General features: G+C 49.0%; 19 protein-coding genes. 9 read left to right on the top strand and 10 right to left on the bottom strand.

Annotation, left to right across the window (positions count from 1 at the left end; genetic code table 11):
* Positions 1–346 precede the first annotated feature (346 nt).
* The gene (locus MYB54_RS11535) at positions 347–1075 is read left to right on the top strand and encodes an oligogalacturonate-specific porin KdgM family protein (protein WP_014915344.1); all 729 of its coding nucleotides are present in this window, start codon (positions 347–349) and stop codon (positions 1073–1075) included.
* A gap of 211 nt (positions 1076–1286) precedes the next feature.
* Here the strand turns inward: MYB54_RS11535 and ompW are convergent, their stop codons facing one another.
* Positions 1287–1919: an outer membrane protein OmpW gene (gene ompW / locus MYB54_RS11540; protein WP_014915343.1), complete on the bottom strand. Its 633-nt coding sequence runs from the start codon at positions 1917–1919 to the stop codon at positions 1287–1289.
* Positions 1920–2269: 350 nt separating this feature from the next.
* On the opposite strand from ompW, the gene MYB54_RS11545 reads away from it, so the two are divergent.
* The 3 genes from MYB54_RS11545 to yciA all read left to right on the top strand — a co-directional run bounded on the left by MYB54_RS11545 (position 2270) and on the right by yciA (position 4233).
* Entirely contained in the window at positions 2270–3022 is a 753-nt protein-coding gene (locus MYB54_RS11545) for a YciC family protein (RefSeq protein WP_010275282.1), read from the top strand.
* Between the two features lie 199 nt (positions 3023–3221).
* Positions 3222–3791 carry a septation protein A gene (locus tag MYB54_RS11550; protein ID WP_010275285.1) on the top strand — a complete coding sequence of 190 codons (570 nt, stop codon included), beginning with the start codon at positions 3222–3224 and terminating at the stop codon, positions 3789–3791.
* A 19-nt stretch (positions 3792–3810) separates the two neighbouring features.
* Positions 3811–4233 (top strand): acyl-CoA thioester hydrolase YciA, encoded by a 423-nt coding sequence (gene yciA, locus MYB54_RS11555; protein WP_010275288.1) that lies wholly within the window; start codon positions 3811–3813, stop codon positions 4231–4233.
* A 102-nt stretch (positions 4234–4335) separates the two neighbouring features.
* Here yciA and tonB read toward each other — a convergent pair whose 3' ends face one another.
* Entirely contained in the window at positions 4336–5094 is a 759-nt protein-coding gene (gene tonB / locus MYB54_RS11560) for a TonB system transport protein TonB (protein ID WP_014915342.1), read from the bottom strand.
* 265 nt (positions 5095–5359) lie between these two features.
* On the opposite strand from tonB, the gene MYB54_RS11565 reads away from it, so the two are divergent.
* Both MYB54_RS11565 and MYB54_RS11570 read left to right on the top strand, forming a co-directional pair.
* A complete protein-coding gene (locus MYB54_RS11565; protein WP_014915341.1) occupies positions 5360–5656 on the top strand; it encodes a YciI family protein in 297 nt (98 codons plus the stop codon).
* Positions 5657–5787: 131 nt separating this feature from the next.
* Complete coding sequence (locus MYB54_RS11570; protein WP_014915340.1) at positions 5788–7461, top strand: Tar ligand binding domain-containing protein; 1674 nt, start codon at positions 5788–5790, stop codon at positions 7459–7461.
* Positions 7462–7548: 87 nt separating this feature from the next.
* Here the strand turns inward: MYB54_RS11570 and MYB54_RS11575 are convergent, their stop codons facing one another.
* Positions 7549–7725 (bottom strand): YciY family protein, encoded by a 177-nt coding sequence (locus tag MYB54_RS11575; protein WP_085996914.1) that lies wholly within the window; start codon positions 7723–7725, stop codon positions 7549–7551.
* A gap of 190 nt (positions 7726–7915) precedes the next feature.
* Between MYB54_RS11575 and cls the strand changes: the two genes are divergently transcribed.
* On the top strand, positions 7916–9376 hold the full coding sequence (gene cls / locus MYB54_RS11580; RefSeq protein WP_010275301.1) for a cardiolipin synthase: 1461 nt from the start codon (positions 7916–7918) through the stop codon (positions 9374–9376).
* 55 nt (positions 9377–9431) lie between these two features.
* The gene (locus MYB54_RS11585) at positions 9432–9755 is read left to right on the top strand and encodes an HI1450 family dsDNA-mimic protein (protein ID WP_039286579.1); all 324 of its coding nucleotides are present in this window, start codon (positions 9432–9434) and stop codon (positions 9753–9755) included.
* 69 nt (positions 9756–9824) lie between these two features.
* Here MYB54_RS11585 and oppF read toward each other — a convergent pair whose 3' ends face one another.
* The 6 genes from oppF to oppA (MYB54_RS11615) all read right to left on the bottom strand — a co-directional run bounded on the left by oppF (position 9825) and on the right by oppA (MYB54_RS11615) (position 17184).
* The gene (gene oppF / locus MYB54_RS11590) at positions 9825–10859 is read right to left on the bottom strand and encodes a murein tripeptide/oligopeptide ABC transporter ATP binding protein OppF (RefSeq protein WP_039286581.1); all 1035 of its coding nucleotides are present in this window, start codon (positions 10857–10859) and stop codon (positions 9825–9827) included.
* Positions 10856–11851, bottom strand: coding sequence for an ABC transporter ATP-binding protein (locus MYB54_RS11595; protein WP_039286583.1), 996 nt, complete (start codon positions 11849–11851; stop codon positions 10856–10858). The genes oppF and MYB54_RS11595 overlap by 4 nt, the downstream gene beginning before the upstream one ends.
* Before the next feature lie 11 nt (positions 11852–11862).
* Positions 11863–12771, bottom strand: a complete 909-nt coding sequence (gene oppC, locus MYB54_RS11600) for an oligopeptide ABC transporter permease OppC (RefSeq protein WP_039500911.1) — start codon at positions 12769–12771, stop codon at positions 11863–11865.
* An 11-nt stretch (positions 12772–12782) separates the two neighbouring features.
* Positions 12783–13703, bottom strand: coding sequence for an oligopeptide ABC transporter permease OppB (oppB, locus tag MYB54_RS11605; RefSeq protein ID WP_205592806.1), 921 nt, complete (start codon positions 13701–13703; stop codon positions 12783–12785).
* Between the two features lie 53 nt (positions 13704–13756).
* Entirely contained in the window at positions 13757–15394 is a 1638-nt protein-coding gene (gene oppA, locus MYB54_RS11610; protein WP_014915336.1) for an oligopeptide ABC transporter substrate-binding protein OppA, read from the bottom strand.
* 191 nt (positions 15395–15585) lie between these two features.
* Positions 15586–17184, bottom strand: coding sequence for an oligopeptide ABC transporter substrate-binding protein OppA (gene oppA / locus MYB54_RS11615; RefSeq protein WP_240346708.1), 1599 nt, complete (start codon positions 17182–17184; stop codon positions 15586–15588).
* Between the two features lie 1081 nt (positions 17185–18265).
* Here oppA (MYB54_RS11615) and adhE point away from each other — a divergent pair.
* Complete coding sequence (gene adhE / locus MYB54_RS11620) at positions 18266–20941, top strand: bifunctional acetaldehyde-CoA/alcohol dehydrogenase (RefSeq protein WP_248720806.1); 2676 nt, start codon at positions 18266–18268, stop codon at positions 20939–20941.
* 154 nt (positions 20942–21095) lie between these two features.
* Here the strand turns inward: adhE and MYB54_RS11625 are convergent, their stop codons facing one another.
* On the bottom strand, positions 21096–21692 hold the full coding sequence (locus MYB54_RS11625; protein ID WP_015840216.1) for a thymidine kinase: 597 nt from the start codon (positions 21690–21692) through the stop codon (positions 21096–21098).
* Positions 21693–22311 lie beyond the last annotated feature (619 nt).

The following is a 22311-nucleotide window of genomic DNA, read 5'->3' on the forward strand; positions in this document are numbered from 1 at the left end:
ATCGCGCGCCTAATAATGTTTCAAATTATTTCCTATTTAATTAATGCGAAACATCTCCAATTAGTATTTAGTTTCCACTTTATTATAATTGTAAGAAATGTTTTCAAATTGAAATAATTATTTAATTTCACACCGAAAAAATAAGTTAATTACCTCTTAATTTTGAAACCGCATAAATCCCACGAATAAAATACGAAGAAAATCACAGAATTGAGATCATTTAAAATTATCTCTTTTTAACGATCTTGTTCACATTACTGTAAGAAATAATAAATAGAATGGAACTGCTGAACAAAAGTGGCAGCGCGTTTTTAAATAATAATTCTCTTTGACTTGGGATAATAAAATGAAAGTTAAAATATTGACGATGGTGGTAACCTCCTTAATCAGCTTAAGCTCCATGGCAGTGACGATTGACTATCGTCATGAAATGAATGATTCGGCAAAGAACGATCATAAAGATCGCCTGCTGATGTCCCACCGTTTTGACAACGGTTTTGGCCTGTCACTGGAAGGCAAATGGGGTCAATCAGGTAAAGATACCACACCAAATAAACCGTTTAACGAATCAGTCAGCAACGGTACTGAAGTCACCGCCAGCTACCTGTATAAATTCGATAAAACTTTTGGACTGGAAGGCGGTCTGAATCTGGTTTCCACGTCAACCAGCAACAACTACCGTCCTTATATCAAAGGAACGGCCAACATCACCGATTCGCTGTATTATGGCCTGCGTTATCGCGCATCATATCTTCGCGTTAGTGATGATATCGGTAAATCAAGTGTAACGAACCCTACCGATATTAAAGGCTACACCATCACCAGTACGCTGGGTTATAAACTGCCTGCGAACTTTGTGGTTGAATACGAATTTGAATATGATAAGAAAACTAAAGCAGGCGCTCCTGGTTACATCGCCGACAACGACAACTATGGCCTGACTCACAACGTTAAATTAGCGTATAAATATGACAAAAACTGGACGCCTTACGCTGAAGTCGGCAACGTTGTTGGCAGCAAAAACACTGACGAGCGTCAAACTCGCTACCGTGTTGGTGTACAGTACAATTTCTAATGGCTAACGCCATCTAGATAATTGCTGTAATAAAAATAGCGTTCTCTTTATTGGTTTGTTATTTCCTGTCTATAAAAACGGCGACGTTATTTACGTCGCCGTTTTTTTATGGCGTGCCATCCTTAGCTGCCACCCTTCCGGGCCGTTGCTGATGCAACGTTAAAAATTGCTCCCGAAAATTTTTATTCTTCACATCAAACTACATTAACAATCAGAAGCGATAGCCTACGCCAAACATAAAGGCCCAGGGATCAAGTTTGGTATGGATGCTTTGCTGATTATTACCGGCTTTAAATTTTACATCGGTATCAATATCCATCCACCACACGGACATATTAAGCAGCCAGTTTTTATCCAGGTTGTAATCCAACCCTGCCTGCGCAGCAAGGCCCCAGGAATTCTTCAGACTCAGATCGCTCAGGCCCGCACCCGTCCCCTTGTCATTAAATTTCTCATCGAAGAACATCGTGTAATTCAAACCAACGCCCAAATAAGGACGTAATTTATCTTGAGTATCACCAAAATAGTACTGCGCGACCAGTGAAGGCGGCAGGTGCTTAACTTCCGCAATAGTCCCCGTTCCCGGTGTGCCGACTTTATGCTTAAACGGCGTGGCGGCAAGCAATTCAACCCCAATATTGTCCGTCACCATGTAGCTAAAAGTCAGACCCAGTTGCGTATTGTTACTAACCTGAAACTCGCCTAAACCCAGTACGTTGTCCGAACTTTCAGCAGGTCGCACGGTTGCTGAACCTGCCCGAACAATGAAATCACCCGCTTGATGAGCCTGTGCCAATGCAGGCATGAGCGCCGCTGCCAACAATAAGAAAGATGTCTTTTTCATTACCCACTCCATTTATAGGGTTTAAATTTCGAGCGAAATATACCCCTAAGTAGGTATTCTTGTTTTAAGCCAGATCACATCTTTTAAAGATTTTACGTCCAAATTGAACTGAATCATTTATCGCTAACTCATTAGAATTCATGAAATTGATCCAGATCAATAGTGGTATGAGGATATCGAATACGCCGCAGGTGACGATAAGCGCCACGATGAGTAGCCATACCACACTGACCTCATAGTGAGGCGAAAAGCATCATTGCGTCGTTGACGGGGTGCCACAGCGCGAATTAACAGGTTACAATTGGGAGTTAAGTTCTCTCTGTCGATTTATCTTTTTTCAAGGAGCCTGCATGCCTATCACGGCTAACACGTTGTACCGTGACACGATGAATTTCACCCGTAACCAGTTCATCAGCATCTTAATGATGTCACTGTTGACGGCATTCATTACTGTCATACTGAATCATGCGCTATCGCCTTCTGGAGACGAGTTACAGATTCTGAGCAGTTCCAGCAGCGATCTGTCATCTTCTGTCGAAGCTGGCTTGATGGATATGATTCAGCAGATGACGCCGGAACAACAAACCGTGTTACTGAAAATGTCGGCAGCAGGCACCTTTGCTGCGTTAGTGGGCAATGCGCTGCTGACGGGCGGGGTTCTGATGCTGATCCAGCTGGTTTCTGACGGACAGCGCACCAGTGCACTGCGCGCGATTGGTGCCTCTGCACCTTTTTTACTGCGCCTGCTTATCCTGATCCTGCTGTGCACTCTGCTCATTCAGCTTGGCATGATGCTTCTGGTCATTCCTGGCGTGCTGCTCGCTATTGCGCTGAGTTTGTCACCCGTGATTGTCGTCACGGAAAAAAGCGGGATTTTCAACGCCATTAAAGTGAGTACCAAACTGGCTTACGGTAACCTGCGTGCAACCGCGCCTGCCATCGTGATGTGGCTACTGGCTAAAATCGCTATTTTGCTGATCGTGTCGAAGTTACCGATTTCCTCACCGACAGTGCTCGGTGTGGTTCTGAATGGCTTGGGCAACCTGATCTCCGCGATCCTGCTCATTTATCTGTTCCGCCTTTATATGCTGCTGCGCGCTTAACTGCCGCTCTCTGCCTATGCCATCGCTCTGGTGGCATAGGTTCTGCCAAATCTCCGTTCGCTATCTACCCAATCGTAATTTTCTGCAAATTATTACAATATCTCGGGAATGGTGTTCCACAATAAAGGATAATGGCATGAGCTATCGGATAACTCTCGCGGGTTATGATTACGACACTGTTGAGTGATGGATTGACATAATGAAGCAACTTCTTGATTTTATACCGTTGGTCGTTTTTTTTGCGGCCTATAAACTTTATGACATCTATATCGCATCGGGTGCACTGATTGCCGCAACGGCGCTGTCACTCGTGGTCACCTGGGTGATGTATCGTAAAATAGAGAAAATGACGCTGGTCACCTTTGCCATGGTCGTCGTTTTCGGTTCGCTAACGCTGGTGTTCCATAACGATCTGTTTATCAAGTGGAAAGTCACCATTATCTATGCGTTATTTGCCGCCGCTCTGCTGGTTAGCCAGTTTGTGATGAAACAGACCCTGATTCAGAAAATGCTGGGTAAAGAGTTAACCCTTCCGCAGCCCGTCTGGGGGAAACTGAATTTCGCCTGGGCCATGTTCTTTCTGGTGTGTGGACTGGTTAACATCTATATTGCTTTCTGGTTACCGCAAAACGTTTGGGTTAATTTCAAAGTCTTTGGTCTGACCGGTGTGACGCTGCTGTTTACGCTGATTTGTGGCGTTTATATCTATCGTCACTTGCCTAACGATCAGGAAAAGTCAGAAGAAGAAAAAAGCGAGCAACAGCAATAGCCAAAGCGAGATAGACACAATGAGCACACAAAACGTGTTACCACAGGGCGAACTGGTTCTCCGCACGCTGGCAATGCCAGCCGATACCAATGCGAACGGAGATATTTTTGGCGGCTGGCTGATGTCGCAAATGGACATCGGCGGCGCGATTCTGGCGAAAGAAATTGCCGAAGGACGTGTCGTTACCGTACGGGTTGATGGGATGTCATTCTTAAAACCTGTCGCCGTCGGCGATGTGGTTTGCTGTTATGCACGTTGTTTACGTACTGGCCGTAGCTCTATCAACGTCAACGTTGAAGTGTGGGTGAAGAAAGTTTCCTCTGAGCCGATTGGTCAGCGCTATCGGGCTACCGAAGCGTTATTCACCTACGTTGCCGTAGATGAAGAAGGCCATCCGCGCGAACTGCCCGCAGGTAAAAGCAACTTCACACCAAGCGAGTAACGTTTAGCGTTCATCGTCGTAAGCTGCCTTGAATAGCGATCGATACGAAAACGGGACGTCCTCTGCTAAAGATGACGTCCCGTTTCTTTGTACTGGCATGAATTATTCGACTGCCGCCCCGCCGTCAATTTTAAAGACGATGGTCACAACCAAATCTTTGCCCGGTTTACCCGCTTCATAACGCCATTTACGCATGGCCTGTTTGATATCACGTTCGAACATATTACGTGGCTCAGCAGAAAGCACGCGCACGTTGTCAACACGTCCGGACTCGTCCACATCAAACTGCATCTTCACCCGCCCTTCAACGCGCAGAGAAAACGCGCGAGCCGGATACTGAGGCTGTGCGCGGCTCAACGGACGTGGCCCGCTTGACTGCGTGCTTGCTGCGGGTGCCGGTGCCTGCTTCACTGGCGCATTAGTTACATTGCGCGTTGGCTCTGTGCTGGTAAACGGCGAAGGCGGCTGTTTTTCAACCGTCGGTTCACGTTTAACCGGCTTCGGTTGCTCAACTTTCTTCACCGGCTTAGGCTCCGGTTTAGGTTTCGGTGGCTTGGGTTTTGGTTCAGGTAATGGCATAGGAACCGGCTGCGGCAATGGCTCCGGTTCTGGAATGGGTTCCGGCTCAGGTTCGGGCTGCTTAACCGGCTCTGGCTCCGGGGCAGATTTCGCAGCAGGTGCCGCTTCATAGGCCGCAGGATTCACCATCACCACGCTGATGGGCTTAGATTCCTGCGGTAATTCGATTGAATTATTAAATGATGCGTACAGCAAACCTGCAATCAGTGAACCGTGAAAACCGGCTGAAAGTATGAATGGCCATGAGTAACGGCGGGTCAAAAAAAACTTTTTTTGCGGCATAGTCTGTCTTTATCCTCTTATGCCGCCCAAGTTTAAATGCAAATAGCAATCATATTCAATAACAACCCGTGGAATTGTTAAAAAAACCGAAATCGCGGGGGGATTACTCTGGCAAATCAACCTATTGTCCTCGCACTATTGTCTTCAAACAACATCACGTATGATGATAGAAACTCGTTTCTCTTACCCGATAGCGTTTGACCGCTGGGGTCTCAAACCCGGCACCCCAAACGATGAAGGGTACCTTCCCACCTGTGAGGTCGCTATGCTCTACGTCATTTATGCTGAAGATAATGTTGATTCATTAGCAAAACGCCTGTCGGTCAGACCGGACCATCTTGCCCGTTTACAGGCATTGCGCGATCAAGGGCGACTGATTACCGCTGGCCCTTTGCCTGCAATCGACAGCGAGGATCCCGGTCAGGCTGGCTTTAGCGGCTCCGTGATTATCGCCGAATTCACATCGCTGGATGAGGCAACAGCATGGGCCAACGCCGACCCTTACCTCGCAGCAGGCGTCTATAAACACGTCAGCGTGAAGCCATTCAAAAAAGTGTTTTAAACATCCAATTGATACAGGTCATGGTTGCATGAAAAAGCCATGGCCCTTTTCGCTCCCGTCAAAAGCTGAAATATTTTAGTCATTTAACAGTGATAGTTTGACCGCTATTCATCTATAGAGGGTCAACAATCATGTTAATGCCTGCGATTTTGCGAAACGGAGTTGCACGTATCCGCCGCCGTCATCGCCTCAGTATTCTCTCCGGATTGTTATTGATCATTGGGTTATTTTCTTTATTGCAATTGGTGTCCGTCGGCGTCATTTCTCAAACGATGACTCAGGTTCGGCAGGATATTTCCGCTAACGAGAGCCTGCGTCAGCAACAAGCGTTAATGGATAAAGCACGGATGGAAGTGATGAATGCCAGCGACAAGCTCAACCGCGCGGGCATTTATTTGTTGGTAGACAAAGAAACGGGGTCTGAAGGTAGCTGGCACAGCCTGATGGATGAAGCGGAAGTGTCTCTCAAACAGGCGCAGGAGCACTACCAATTACTGGGGACGGCCACGACGGCTGAAGCAGACACCGCGGCGTTTATCGATTTGAAAAAGAGCTATAGCCAGCTTTATTCCGGGCTTGTCGAGCTGGCCGAAGGAATAAAGACCACTAATCAGATTGATATTTTCTTTGCCGTTCCGGTACAGGCTTACCAAAGCGATTTTACCCAGAAGTATTCACACTATCTGCAAGATACCGATGCGCTGCAAAAGCAGCATGGCCAACAATTTTTATCCTCTCTTGATAACGCAAAAACGATTTTCATTACGGTTCTGGGGCTCTTGCTGGCAATCGCCATCGCCGTGTGGATTGGCGTAAGTCGGATCATTATTCGTCCGCTGACGCACATTATTGCCCATTTAAAACTAATCGCGGCGGGCGACCTTTCGCATGCGGTCAATACACAGACGCGCGGTACACGCGAAGTTGAACAGCTTAATACCAGCGTCATTCAAATGCAGGAAGGTCTGGTGAATCTGGTCAATCAGGTTCGTCAGGGTGTCGACCATATGGTGACGCAGGTCGATCGGGTCGCGGCAGATAATCATCGACTTTCCGAACAGGCAAACCGCCAATCCCACGAGCTCAAAGTCACCACAGAACATATTATTCAGCTTAGCCAGCATCTGGAACAAAATACCCAGCATACCCAACAGGCTAATTTGCACGCGGAAGATACCAGCAAGATCGCCGCACAGGGTGAGACGATGATGAATGACGTCAAGGTGGCGATGTCAGACATTGCAGGCAGAACGCGTGAGATGACAGAAGCCATTGGAATGATAGAGAACGTGGCGTTTCAGACGCATATTTTGTCGTTGAACGCCGCCATTGAAGCCGCACGAGCTGGAACGATGGGACGAGGTTTTGCCGTTGTCGCGCGGGAAGTCGGCACGCTGGCTTCGCAAAGCAGCCATTCTGCACAAAATATTAATGTGCTGATTCGTGATTCAGATAACAGCGTAGCCGCAGGAACACGACTGGTGAACAAACTGAATGACAGCCTGCAACACATCATTCAGACCGCGAAAGGCACGGGCACGTTTCTGAGCGAGATTTCGGAGATATCGCACCAGCAGAACGAGAGCATCCATGAAGTCACCGCCCGCCTCAGCACGCTGAACGACACCGTAAGGGAAAATGCGGGACAGGTTGAAGCCTCCGCACACACCTTCACCTCACTGCTGGAGCAAACGGAACGCTTAAATACGTCGGTATCGCTGTTTATCCTGCCCTCGACGGAGGATGGCATTAACCCGATGATCGATCAGAGCGCAATGGCGCAGCGCATTCCGGTGATGGGATGAGCCGATGAGGGAATAAACCTCGCGTGTGGTAAACCGTGTGATAAAAAAATAGCGACCAGACCTCGGGCCGCTATTTTCCTCACTGGCTTACCAGTCGTAGGTTACCGCATAGAGCAATGCTCGTCGTTGCTGCTTTTGTTGCAGATAACGGGCAGAGCGAATATGACGATACGTACGTGATTGAGCCTCCAACCAGCGACTTCTTCTGCGCTGGACCTGACGTAACATCCGCCAGCGACCCACTTCATTCCGACTGCGTTTCATTATGCGACTCTTGTTAATACACTCGCGCTGGGCATTATACCCCCCTAATTCACGGCGACAATCAGTGAATCCCTTTCTCAACTATTATCTTCTTGCTCATCACTTTTATTCAGAGGAAAGGCATTTCCCCTTTTATAAATCTATGCGTACACTTTGTTAATTCTTTGCAGAAGGGAACTGTGCTGCTTTTATGTCGACATTTTATACCGTAATAAGTTGGTTACTGGTTTTTAGCTACTGGTTGCTGATTGCAGGTGTGACCCTGCGTATTCTGATGAAACGTCGGGCGGTGCCTTCTGCGATGGCTTGGCTGTTGGTAATTTATATTCTGCCACTTGTCGGTATTGTCGCTTATCTTTCGTTTGGCGAGCTCCATCTCGGCAAACGCCGAGCCGAACGTGCCAGCAAAATGTGGCCATCAACGGCAAAATGGCTACGCGAATTAAAAGAATATCGCCGTATTTTTGCGACGGAAAACAGTGAGGTCGCCAGCGCGTTATTTCAGCTGTGTGAGAGACGGCAAGGAGTTGGCGGCGTAAAAGGCAACCAGTTGCAGTTGATGACCACGTTTGATGACACCATTAAAGCGCTATTGCGTGATATTGAACTCGCACGCAGCAACATCGAAATGGTGTTCTACATCTGGCAACCCGGCGGCCTGGTTGAGCAAGTCTCCTCTTCCCTTATCGCCGCAGCACGACGCGGGGTACACTGTCGTATTCTGCTGGACTCTGCCGGCAGCGTACAATTTTTCCGCCAGCATCACCCCGAGTTAATGCGTACTGCCGGGATCGAAGTGGTCGAAGCCCTGAAAGTTAATCTGTTCCGTGCTTTCCTTCGCCGCATGGATTTGCGCCAGCACCGTAAAATTATCCTAATCGATAACCGCATTGCCTATACCGGCAGCATGAATATGGTCGATCCCCGTCTATTCAAACAAGATGCTGGCGTTGGGCAATGGATCGACCTGATGGCGCGTATTGAAGGCCCGGTGGCGACCACATTGGGGATTATTTACTGCTGCGACTGGGAAATGGAAACAGGCAAGCGTCTGCTTCCGCCACCGCCGGATGTTAACGTTATGCCGTTCGAACAGGAGAGCGGCCACACCATTCAGGTTATTGCCTCCGGCCCCGGTTACCCGGAAGAAATGATTCATCAGGCGCTGCTGACGTCCGTCTATTCGGCACGTAAGCAATTGATCATGACGACACCCTACTTCGTACCCAGCGACGATTTGCTGCACGCCATCTGTACCGCCGCTCAGCGCGGGGTCGATGTCAGCATTATTGTTCCACACAAGAATGACTCCGTGCTGGTCGGCTGGGCCAGTCGCGCGTTCTTCACGGAACTGCTGGCCGCTGGCGTAAAAATTTATCAATTCAAGGACGGCCTGCTGCACACCAAAAGCGTACTGGTTGATGGGCAGCTTAGCCTGGTCGGCACGGTAAATTTGGATATGCGCAGTCTGTGGCTGAATTTTGAAATTACGCTGGTGATTGACGATGCCGGATTCGGCAGCGATTTAGCCTGCGTGCAGGAAGATTATATCGCCCGCTCACGCCTGTTAAACGCGACACAGTGGCAAAACCGCCCTTACTGGCAACGTATCGTCGAGCGGCTGTTCTACTTTTTCAGCCCCCTGCTATAAATACGCGTTTTCCCGTGTTCTAATAAGGCTATTGGGAATTAACAGGAATTACGTTATGGATTTGAATAATCGCCTGACCGAAGACGAAGCATTGGAACAGGCCTACGACATCTTTTTGGAACTCGCGGCTGATAACCTCGATCCAGCAGATATTCTGCTGTTCAATCTGCAATTCGAAGAGCGCGGCGGCGCAGAGTTATTCGATCCTGCTGAAGACTGGGCCGATCACGTTGATTTCGACCTGAATCCTGACTTTTTTGCCGAAGTCGTCATTGGGCTGGCCGAAGAAGACGGTGAAGAGATCACAGATATTTTTGCCCGCGTGCTAATTTGCCGGGAAAAAGACCACAAACTTTGCCACATTTTGTGGAAAGAATAATTTCTCTTGCTTAAACGTAAGGCGTCTCCCACAGGAGACGCCTTTTTTACATCAGTAGCCGATAACGGATTACTGTGATTCAGCTTCTGCCACCGGTAACAGCGCCTGCGGATCGACCTTCAAACACGAAACCGCGTGCGTAAAGCTCCCTTCCAGCAATGGCCGAGTTTTCGAGCACTCAGGGCCGACAACCGGACAGCGCGTGCAGAACACGCAGCCCGATGGGGGATTGATCGGTGAAGGCAAATCCCCTTCCAGCAACTGTATCTTCTTGTTGCGTTCCTGATCGGGATCGGGAATCGGCACGGCAGACATCAGCGCACGCGTATACGGGTGCTGCGGGTTTTGGTAGACCTGATCGTAGGTTCCCAGCTCTACAGCATGACCCAGATACATCACCAGCACACGATCGGAAATGTGCTTCACGACCGACAGGTCATGGGCGATGAAAATCAGCGACAGGCGCATTTCACGCTGTAACTGACGCAGCAGGTTAACCACCTGTGCCTGAATCGACACGTCCAGCGCGGAAACCGGTTCGTCACAGATAATCAGCTTCGGTTCCAGAATCAGCGCACGCGCTATGCCGATACGCTGACACTGCCCGCCAGAGAACTCATGCGGATAGCGGTTGATCAGATTCGGCAACAGTCCAACCTTCAGCATCATCGCTTTCACACGATCTTTCACCGTCTGTCGATCCAGCTCTGGATGATAAACCTTTAACGGCTCGGCAATAATCTCGCCGATGGTCATACGCGGGTTCAGCGACGCCAGTGGATCCTGGAATATCATCTGAATGTCACTCCGCGCGGCGCGCCATTCATCGGCGCTCATACCCAGCAGATCTTTTCCCAGCCAGGTAACGCGTCCGTCAGTCGCTTTTACCAGCCCGATAATGGCACGCGCCAGCGTAGACTTGCCGCAGCCGGATTCCCCCACTACGCCAAGCGTTTCGCCTTCATATAAACGCAGCGTCACACCATCGACCGCTTTCAATTTTTTCGGTGGCTGCCAGAACCACTGCTTATCATCTCTGACATCAAAGTGGACTTTCAACTCGTCCACTTCTAACAACACCTTCTTCTCGTCTGCGTTGTTCATACCACCTCCTCAATCGCTCTAAAGCAGGCGCGCAAGCGGCCATCACCAAAAGATTCCAGCGCCGGTGCGCTATGGCAAACATCCATCGCATACGGGCAGCGTGGCTGGAACGGACACCCTTTCGGCAAACGTAATAAGTTAGGCGGATTACCTGGAATGGTCGCCAGCACCTCATCTTCCGCATCCAGACGCGGCACGGCATTGAGCAGGCCGACGGAATACGGATGGCTCGGATGATAAAAGACATCGCGTGCAACGCCGTATTCCATCGTGCGCCCGGCGTACATCACCAGCACTTTGTCACAAATACCGGCAACAACCCCCAGGTCATGGGTAATCATGATGATCGCGGTATTAAACTCGCGCTTCAGCTCGTTCAGCAACGTCATAATCTGCGCCTGAACCGTCACATCCAGTGCCGTTGTCGGTTCATCGGCAATCAGCAGCTTCGGACGGCACAGCAGCGCCATTGCAATCATCACACGCTGACGCATCCCACCGGAAAACTCATGCGGATACATCTTCATGCGCTTACGCGCTTCCGGCATTTTGACCGCATCCAGCATTTTGACGGATTCTTCAAACGCTTCGCTTTTGCTCAGGCGTTTGTGCAACATCAGCACTTCCATCAGCTGTTCGCCGACGCGCATGTAAGGGTTCAGCGACGTCATCGGGTCCTGGAAGATCATGCTAATTTCTTCAGCACGCAGCTTATTCAGCTGGTTTTCAGGCAAATTGAGAATTTCTTTACCACGAAAACGAGCCGAGCCACCGATACGACCATTGCGAGCCAGCAACCCCATCAACGCAAACGCGGTTTGTGATTTACCGGAGCCGGATTCACCGACAATCCCCAGCGTTTCACCGGCATTGAGCGTGAAGTTCAGGTCGTTAACCGCCGTCACGTCGCCATCCTGCGTTTTGAACGTTACCCGGAGATCCTGAACATGTAGCAGCGCGTCGTGCGCACCAGTTAACTCAATCTTGCTCATGTCGATATTCCTCAGCGATCTTTCGGGTCGAGGGCATCACGCAGGCCATCGCCGATAAAGTTAAAACAAAACAACGTGACAACCAGAAACGCCGCCGGATAGAACAGTAACCACGGCGACACTTCCATCGAGTTCGCACCATCATTCAGCAAGGCGCCCCAGCTGCTTAACGGTTCCTGCGTTCCCAGACCCAGGAAGCTCAGGAAGGATTCGAACAGGATCATACTTGGCACCAGCAGAGAGGCATAAACAACCACCACGCCCAGCACGTTAGGCACAACGTGGCGTAATACGATACCGCGCGTGGATACACCGGAAACCATCGCCGCTTCAATGAACTCTTTACGTTTCAGGCTCAGCGTCTGACCACGCACGATACGCGCCATATCCAGCCAGGACACCATGCCAATAGCCACGAAGATCAGCAGCATGTTCTGCCCGAAGAACGTCACCAGCAGAATAACGAAGAACATGAACGGGAATGAGTTAAGGATTTCCAGCAGGCGCATCATCACCGAATCCACTTTCCCGCCCAGATAGCCGGACATCGCGCCATACAGCGTTCCGACGATCACCGCAACCAGCGCCGCCGCAACGCCAACCATCAGCGAGACGCGGCCCCCGATGGCAACACGGACCAGCAGATCACGACCGGAGGAATCCGTACCAAAATAGTGTCCAGACGTCATATCCGGTGCCGCTGACATCATTCCCCAGTCCGTATCCGCGTAGTCAAATGCAGACAGCATCGGGGCGAAGATCACGAACAGGGTAATCACGGCCAAAACAAGCAGACTGGCCAGTGCAGCACGGTTGTGGATAAAGCGCAGACGCGCATCCTGCCACAAACTACGCCCTTCAATATCAGCCTGCTCGGTGAAGTTCTCTAACGCTTCAACGTTTTTTCGATTCCAAAACATAACGCCCCCAATTAATAGCGAATTTTCGGATCGATAACAGCGTAGAGCACGTCAATGATCGCATTAAATAAAATGGTTAAGCCGCCGACCAGAATCGTCAGGCTCAGTACTAGTGAGTAGTCGCGGTTCAGTGCACCGTTAACGAACAGTTGCCCAATACCCGGTAAACCAAAAATGGTTTCAATGACCATCGAACCGGTAATAATCCCCACAAACGCCGGCCCCATATAAGAGAGCACAGGCAGCAGCGCAGGCTTTAACGCATGGCGCAGGACGATGCGGCGCATCGGCAGCCCTTTGGCGCGCGCGGTGCGAATAAAGTTAGAGTGTAAAACCTCGATCATCGATCCTCGGGTAATACGCGCGATGCTGGCGATATAAGACAAAGACAGTGCCACCATCGGTAAAATCATGTATTTGGGTGCCCCGCCGTTCCACCCACCGCCGGGCAGCCACCGCAGCGTAATGGCGAAAATCAGCACCAGCAACGGCGCGACGACAAAGCTGGGTATCACCACCCCCGTCATGGCAAAGCCCATCACGGTATAGTCCCATTTCGTATTCTGATTCAGCGCGGCGATCACGCCGGCACTCACACCAAAAACGACGGCCAGAATGAATGCCGCGGCCCCCAGTTTTGCAGAAACAGGGAAAGACGTCGCGACCAGATCGTTCACGGAATAGTCTTTGTATTTAAACGAAGGACCGAAATCACCCTGCACCAATTGCAGCAAGTAGTTACCGTACTGCGTCATAATGGGGTCGTTCAGATGGTATTTGGCTTCAATATTCGCCATCACTTCCGGCGGCAAATTACGCTCACCGGTAAAAGGGCTGCCGGGTGCCAATCGCATCATGAAAAACGAGATGGTGATCAGGATGAATAGTGTCGGAATCGCCTCTAAACAGCGGCGAAGAATAAATTTTAACATTGCTCGTACCTATAAAAGGCTGGCAGCACAACAGCGTGCGCCAGCCATTATTATTAGTGCTTGATGATATAAAGATCTTTCACGTAAACATTATCCTGCGGATCGTTGCCCGTTAATCCACCAACATAAGGTTTCACCAGTCGGGTATTCGCATAGTAATAGACCGGTATGGTGACAGCGTCTTTATCCAGCTGCGATTCCGCCTGCTGGTAAACCGCAGCGCGCTCCTCATCGGTTTTCACCTGCAAGGATTTCGCCACCAGTGCATCAAACTCTTTGCTCTTATAGTGCGAGGTGTTACTGCTGCTGTCTGACAGCATGCTGTTCAGGAAGGTTGAAGGTTCGTTATAGTCCGCACACCATCCGGCGCGTGCAACATCATAGGTTCCCTGATGACGCGTGCTGAGGAAGGTTTTCCATTCCTGGTTTTCCAGCTTAACGTCCACACCGATATTCTGTTTCCAGATAGAAGCCGCTGCGATCGCCATTTTCTTGTGCAGATCGGAGGTGTTGTACAGCAGGTTCAGCGTCAGCGGTTTGTCTGCGGTATAACCCGCTTCTGCCAGCAGTTTTTTCGCTTCTTCATTACGTTTCGCCTGTGGCCAGGTGAACCACTCTGGAACTGATGCTTTCAGGCCATCGATATACGGTGGAACAAAGCCATAGGCAGGAATATCGCCCTGATTCTTCACCTTGTTAGTCAGAATATCCTGGCTTAGACCCAGACGCAGTGCGGTACGAACGCGTACATCGTTAAACGGCGGCTTCTGGTTGTTAACTTCGTAGTAATAGGTACACAGATACGGGTTAACCTTCACTTCATCCGGGATTTCTTTCTTCAGCTTTTGGAAGAGCTCGATTGGCAGGTTGTTGTACGTCATGTCGATTTCACCGCTGCGGTAGCGGTTGACGTCCGTCACTTCAGACGCAATCGGCAGATACGTCACCTGATTAATGACGGTGTGGGCGTTATCCCAATATTGCGGGTTACGCTCCAGCACCATTTTTTCGTTCACAACCCAGCTTTTCAGCTTGTAGGCACCGTTGCCGACCCAGTTTTGCGGCTGCGTCCATTTTTCACCGAATTTTTCGATTGCCGCTTTATTCACCGGTGACATGGCTACGTAAACAGGCAGCTTATAGAAGTAAGGCACCGCTTCAGAAAGCGTAACCTCAAAAGTATGATCGTCGATCGCTTTCACGCCCAGCGTATCCGGAGATTTTTTGCCGGCGATGATGTCATCGATATTCAGCAGATGACCATATTGCAGATAGCTGGCGTAAGGCGATGCTGTTTTTGGATCGGCCAGACGCTGCCAGCTATAGACGAAATCTTGTGCGGTAACCGGTTCACCGTTGGACCATTTGGCATCTTTACGCAGGTGGAATGTCCACACTTTAAAATCTTTGTTATCCCAGCTTTCTGCTACGCCGGGACTGGTTTTGCCGTTAACGTCGGAAATAACCAACCCTTCCAGCAGATCGCGCGACACGTTGGATTCCGGTACGCCTTCGATTTTATGCGGGTCAAGGGAGGAAACTTCGGCACCATTGTTACGGACCAACTCCTGTTTTTCTGCTAACTGAACGCCTGCGGGAACGGTCGCGGCGAAGGCAGAAACAGCCATCGTGCTACTTAATGCCGCGATAATAGCGGCAGCTACTCTTTTTTTAGTTGTGATGTGTGTCATTATTTTCTCCTGTAATGTTGTCGTGCTAGTTATCCCAGCACGATTCCTGAATTAGAGCCCGGTGAGAAAACGATTAATCGATTCGACTCACGACCCATTCCCACATGGCAGGAATGGGTAACCAGAGATTAAACACCAAATTAATCACTGCTTGCTCACTTCATTTGCATCAAACCGTAAACAGCTGCGGATTAATGCTTAATGATATAGAGATCCTTCACCCGTATATTATCCAACGGATCCTTGCCGGTAATGCCACCGACATAAGGTTTTATCAGTCTGGCATTCGCGTAGTAATAGACCGGTACAATGGCCGCGTCTTTATCTAACTGCGATTCTGCCTGCTGATAAACTTGCGCACGTTCATCGTCCGTTTTCGCCTGAACCGCCTGCGCCATCAGCTTGTCGAACGCCTCGCTCTTATAATGCGCCGTGTTGTTGCTACTGTCTGACAGCATGCTGTTCAGGAACGATGTCGGTTCGTTATAGTCCGCACACCATCCGGCACGCGCAACGTCATAATTGCCTTGATGACGCGTGCTGAGATAGGTTTTCCATTCCTGGTTTTCCAACTTCGCGTCAACGCCCAGATTCTGTCTCCAGATCGATGCCGCTGCGATCGCCATTTTTTTATGCAGATCGGATGAGTTATAGAGCAAATTAAATGTCAGCGGTTTCTCTGCGGTATAGCCCGCTTCTGCCAGCAGTTTTTTTGCTTCTTCATTACGTTTCGCCTGTGGCCAGGTAAACCACTCTGGCGTATGCGCTTTCAAGCCGTCCGTAAACGGAGGAATATAGCCATAGGCAGGAATATCGCCCTGATTTTTAACTTTATTGGTCAATATGTCTTGATCCAGCCCCATGCGCAGAGCCGTACGGACCCGGACATCATTAAATGGCGGTTTCTGATTATTGATCTCGTAATAATAGGTGCAGAGATAAGGATTGATGTTAACTTCTTGTGGGATTTCTTTTTTTAGCTTCTGAAATAGCTCGATGGGCAATTTATTATTGGTGACATCAATTTCACCCGCACGATAGCGGTTAACATCCGTCACTTCAGACGCAATCGGCAGATAGGTGACCTGATTAATCACAGTCTTGGCGTTATCCCAATATTGGGTATTACGCTCCAGCACAAGCCGCTCATTCACGACCCAGGATTTAAGACGGTAAGCACCATTTCCTACCCAGTTTTCCGGCTGAGTCCATTTATCACCAAATTTCTCCACCGTCGCTTTATTGACCGGAGACATCGATGAGTGATTCAGTAATTTATAAAAGTACGGGATTGGTTCGCTTAATGTCACTTCCAGCGTATGGTCGTCGAGCGCTTTTACGCCTAACGTATCAGGAGATTTCTTGCTGGCGATAATGTCATCAATATTCAGCAGATGACCATATTGTAAATAGCTGGCGTAAGGAGAAACGGTTTTCGGATCGGCCAGACGCTGCCAGCTATAGACGAAATCTTGCGCAGTAATCGGTTCGCCATTTGACCACTTGGCGTCTTTGCGTAAATGGAATGTCCAGACTTTAAAATCGCTGCTTTCCCACCGCTCAGCGACGCCAGGAATCGGGTGTCCATCAGGATCGGAAATCACCAACCCTTCATATAAATCGCGCGCGACGTTGGATTCCGGCACACCTTCTATTTTATGCGGATCCAGTGATGACACCTCAGCGCCATTGTTTCTCACCAGAACCTGCTCTTTCGCCAGCTCAACACCGGCAGGTACAGTCGCAGCCTGAACATTCACGCATGACGCCATCACTGCTGCGGCAATCATACTGGTAACAAAGCATCGTTTTGTTTTGCGAGTTTTCACTTTATAAACGCCCCTGTCTTGATACAACGCCATACCGGACTCCATGCGTAAAAATCGCCGTCACATAGAGCAGAAAAGATCGCCCATTATCCAAATAAATCATAAAATTAATTTATGGGTGAATAACGAATAGCAGGTCGACACTCGAAGCTATCAAAAGCAGACACATTCGCCAATATTTTTACATTGATGTTGCTTAATTTTCTTTACTACAGCCCGGTAAACGTTTTATTTCAATCATCTGATGCAATCATTAACCCCATGATAAACAATGTTTTTTCTATTTATTTGCAGATATTTTTTAAATATTCAGCAATTTATATATTTTGAACAAAAAAACATCGTAGTGGGTTTTATCATTTTCACAGCACAAAAATGATGATGTATGCTTACCTGTCCGCGTCATTACCTGACCAGAATGTTATTATTTTAACAATTCCGTTACCCATCTTGCACGACAATAGCACACGATTCCCTTACGGTAGGTTACGCGTAGAATAACTCACTCGATTAAGATATAAGCGTCGTTTATACGAGCACGTTTTATACGAACAGGTCATTCCCACTATAGTGCACATCGTCGTGCCTGGAATGTGCCCCTAACAATGTCACACTCCGATGCAGTCCCCTCTCTTACAATCCCTTTTGGGTAGAAAAGCCGCTAATTTTGTCTGGTTAATGATAGTCGTTATCAACACCAACCTGCTGAATGGTGTCAGCTTAAAGAAAATTCGATATTGATCACAAAAAAAGCACCCATAAATGGGTATGCTCATTTCATACCGTAATTGACGCGCAGATATTCTTAATTTTTACGTAATTTCAAAACAATATTTTAAAAATTTACGATATCGGCGGTTACAGTATTTTAAAAAGCAACAATCGCGCCACAACGGCGGCTGACAAGCTCTTTGAGTCAATTAATGCGAAATAGACAGAAAAGAATAGCAAGGTAACGAAAACGCCCCCCGCTCGTTTATCTATACTGTTCTATCCGGCGAACAATTGACTGAAAGAGTTTAACATTTATCAGGAGAGCATTATGGCCGTAACCAACGTTGCTGAACTTAACGCATTGGTCGAAAGAGTGAAAAAGGCACAGCAGGAATTTGCCACTTACACTCAGGAACAAGTGGACAAAATCTTCCGCGCTGCCGCACTCGCTGCATCAGATGCCCGTATCCCGCTGGCAAAAATGGCGGTTGCCGAATCTGGCATGGGGATTGTGGAAGACAAAGTCATCAAAAATCACTTCGCATCCGAGTACATTTATAACGCCTACCAGGATGAAAAAACCTGCGGCATCCTCTCTACTGATGACACTTTTGGTACCATTACGATTGCCGAGCCTATTGGCCTGATTTGCGGTATTGTTCCCACCACCAACCCCACTTCTACCGCCATTTTTAAAGCGTTGATCAGCCTGAAGACCCGTAACGGGATTATCTTCTCTCCCCATCCACGTGCAAAAAATGCGACCAATAAAGCCGCTGACATTGTGCTGCAAGCGGCAATTGCGGCAGGAGCCCCGAAAGACATCATCGGCTGGATCGACCAACCGTCTGTCGACCTGTCCAACCAGCTTATGCACCACCCCGATATCAACCTGATTCTGGCGACTGGCGGCCCAGGCATGGTGAAAGCCGCATACAGCTCCGGTAAACCAGCGATCGGCGTAGGTGCCGGTAACACGCCCGTTGTCGTTGACGAAACCGCGGATATCAAGCGTGCCGTGGCGTCTATTCTGATGTCGAAAACCTTCGATAACGGCGTAATTTGTGCATCAGAACAGTCCGTTATCGTGGTAGACAGCGTCTATGATGCTGTGCGTGAACGTTTTGCCACCCACGGCGGCTACATGCTGAAAGGCAAAGAATTGCATGCCGTACAGGGTATCTTGCTGAAAAATGGTTCACTGAACGCCGACATCGTGGGCCAGCCTGCACCGAAGATCGCAGAAATGGCGGGTATCACTGTCCCTGCGAATACCAAAGTGCTGATTGGTGAAGTGACGGCCGTCGATGAATCCGAACCGTTTGCCCATGAAAAACTGTCTCCAACGCTGGCGATGTATCGTGCGAAAGACTTCAACGATGCCGTCATTAAAGCGGAAAAACTGGTCGCCATGGGTGGCATCGGTCACACATCCTGCCTATATACCGATCAGGACAATCAGCCAGAGCGCGTGAATCATTTCGGTAATATGATGAAAACGGCGCGTATCCTGATTAACACGCCAGCTTCTCAGGGTGGTATCGGCGATCTTTACAACTTCAAACTCGCTCCGTCTCTGACGCTGGGCTGTGGCTCTTGGGGCGGAAACTCCATCTCCGAAAACGTCGGTCCGAAGCACTTGATCAACAAGAAAACGGTAGCCAAGCGAGCAGAGAATATGTTGTGGCATAAACTTCCTAAATCCATTTATTTCCGTCGCGGTTCACTGCCTATCGCCCTTGAAGAAGTCGCTTCCGATGGTGCAAAACGTGCATTTATCGTGACCGACCGCTTCTTGTTCAACAATGGCTATGTCGATCAGGTGACGTCCGTCTTGAAACAGCACGGGCTGGAAACCGAAGTATTCTTCGAAGTTGAAGCAGACCCTACGCTGAGCATCGTGCGTAAAGGCGCGGAACAAATGCATTCCTTCAAACCGGACGTGATTATTGCACTGGGTGGCGGTTCTCCAATGGATGCCGCGAAGATCATGTGGGTGATGTATGAGCATCCTACGACGCACTTCGAAGAGCTGGCGCTGCGCTTTATGGATATCCGTAAACGTATCTACAAGTTCCCGAAAATGGGCGTCAAAGCCAAAATGGTAGCGATTACCACCACATCCGGTACCGGTTCTGAAGTGACGCCGTTTGCCGTAGTGACCGACGATGTAACCGGACAGAAATACCCGCTGGCGGACTATGCGTTGACGCCAGATATGGCAATTGTTGATGCCAATTTGGTCATGAATATGCCGAAATCGCTGTGTGCGTTTGGTGGACTCGATGCGGTAACCCACTCGCTGGAAGCTTATGTTTCTGTTCTGGCAAACGAATATTCAGATGGACAGGCGTTACAAGCGCTGAAACTGCTGAAGGAAAACCTGCCAGACAGCTACCGCGACGGGGCAAAAAATCCGGTTGCCCGTGAGCGTGTGCACAATGCCGCGACGATTGCAGGGATTGCGTTTGCCAACGCCTTCCTCGGCGTTTGTCACTCCATGGCGCATAAACTGGGCTCAGAGTTCCATATTCCGCATGGCCTGGCTAACGCCCTGCTGATCTCAAACGTGATTCGCTATAACGCGAACGACAACCCGACTAAGCAGACGACGTTCAGTCAGTATGACCGTCCGCAAGCTCGCCGTCGTTACGCTGAAATAGCCGACCACCTGCGTTTGACGGCACCAAGCGATCGTACCGCGCAGAAAATCGAGAAATTGCTGAACTGGCTGGAAGAAATGAAGACCGAGCTGGGGATCCCAACGTCAATTCGTGAAGCGGGTGTACAGGAAGCCGATTTCCTGGCTAAGGTCGATAAGCTGTCAGAAGATGCGTTCGACGATCAGTGTACTGGCGCTAACCCGCGTTACCCGCTGATTTCCGAGCTGAAACAGATTCTGCTGGATACTTACTATGGTCGTAAGTTCTCTGAAGAAGAAAAGACGGGAGCGGCTGAGCCTGCAGTGAAAGCGGCTAAAACCGGCAAAAAAGCCGCACAGTAACGTTCTGACTGTTGCCGCCTCAACGTAAAGGCGGTTTATCTCTTAACGATGCCCAACCCTTTTAAGGTTGGGCATTTTTATTACTCGTTCTCAGCATAGACACGCATCACTACGCCGTTTATTCATCGCCCTGCCTGTCGGATATTTAACCGCCTTACTCGCTTTCTTTACGGGTTAATCCCAGCGCAATTTTATAATGCTTACGGCACACGGAAACATAGCTCTCATTGCCGCCAATAACGACCTGTTCACCTTCATGAACGGCATTACCTTGTGCATCTAACCGCAATACACAGTTGGCTTTACGGCCGCAATGACAGACCGTTTTTAACTCAATCAGCTTATCGGCCCACGCTAATAAATAGTGACTCCCGGAAAACAAATCGCCACGAAAATCAGTACGCAACCCGTAGCACAATACCGGAATATCTAATTGGTCCACGACATCGGAAAGCTCACTCACCTGCTCACGGGTTAAAAATTGACATTCGTCAATTAATACACAATCTACAGGCTGAGCGCGGTGCTCTTTCTCCAGCAATCCAAATAACGATGTCTGCGGATTAAACAATAATGCCGGAGAAGAAAGGCCGATCCGTGAACTGACTATCCCCACGCCATGCCGATTATCTATTTCCGCAGTGAACACCAGCGTGCGCATCCCACGCTCCTGGTAGTTATATGACGACTGCAATAGCGCCGTCGATTTCCCTGCATTCATTGCAGAATAATAAAAATAAAGTTGGGCCACTCGGTTACTCCAAAAGGCAGGCTATATACTCGTAATACTTCAAGTTGCATGTGCGTTGGCAACGTTTAAATACTCGGCCCGTCGTGGGCCTCGCCCTAAAGAGCCGCGGCTAGCAGCGTTCAAATCTGCTCCCGGCAGATTTGTCACCCGAATCACTTACCGGTGTAAGCGCATCGGGATTAAATGAGAGACATCCTATCTTTCACCGAAGGCCAGCCGTTGGCTAGTAAATTCGTTCCCGACGAATTTGTCCTTCTCTTGCCGCCTGTCTGAAACTCGAATTATTTGGAGTATATGATATTCGTGTCGTAAACACTTATTGTAACAACTCGTCTTCACGCTGCGCAATGGGCTATTCCTCGGCCACATTTTGTCCATACGTCCGCCAGCGACGGTCTGTTATGATAAAAGATATAAACGTTCCTTATAACAACGGCGCGGCATCAATAAGTCATTCTCTGCCGTTTGAGGTAGAAAAGCGGCATACCAAATGTATTTTTTTGATAACAGGAAAGTATTTATATTTATGTAACATACGATGTGAGATCTGTTTTAAAAATGATGTTTTTTAACAAACTTACAAATTTGACTATTGCAGAAAGGAAAATAGCACTCTATT

It is taken from the genome of Pectobacterium nicotianae, from assembly GCF_023272715.1.
Taxonomy (GTDB): Bacteria; Pseudomonadota; Gammaproteobacteria; order Enterobacterales; family Enterobacteriaceae; genus Pectobacterium; species Pectobacterium brasiliense.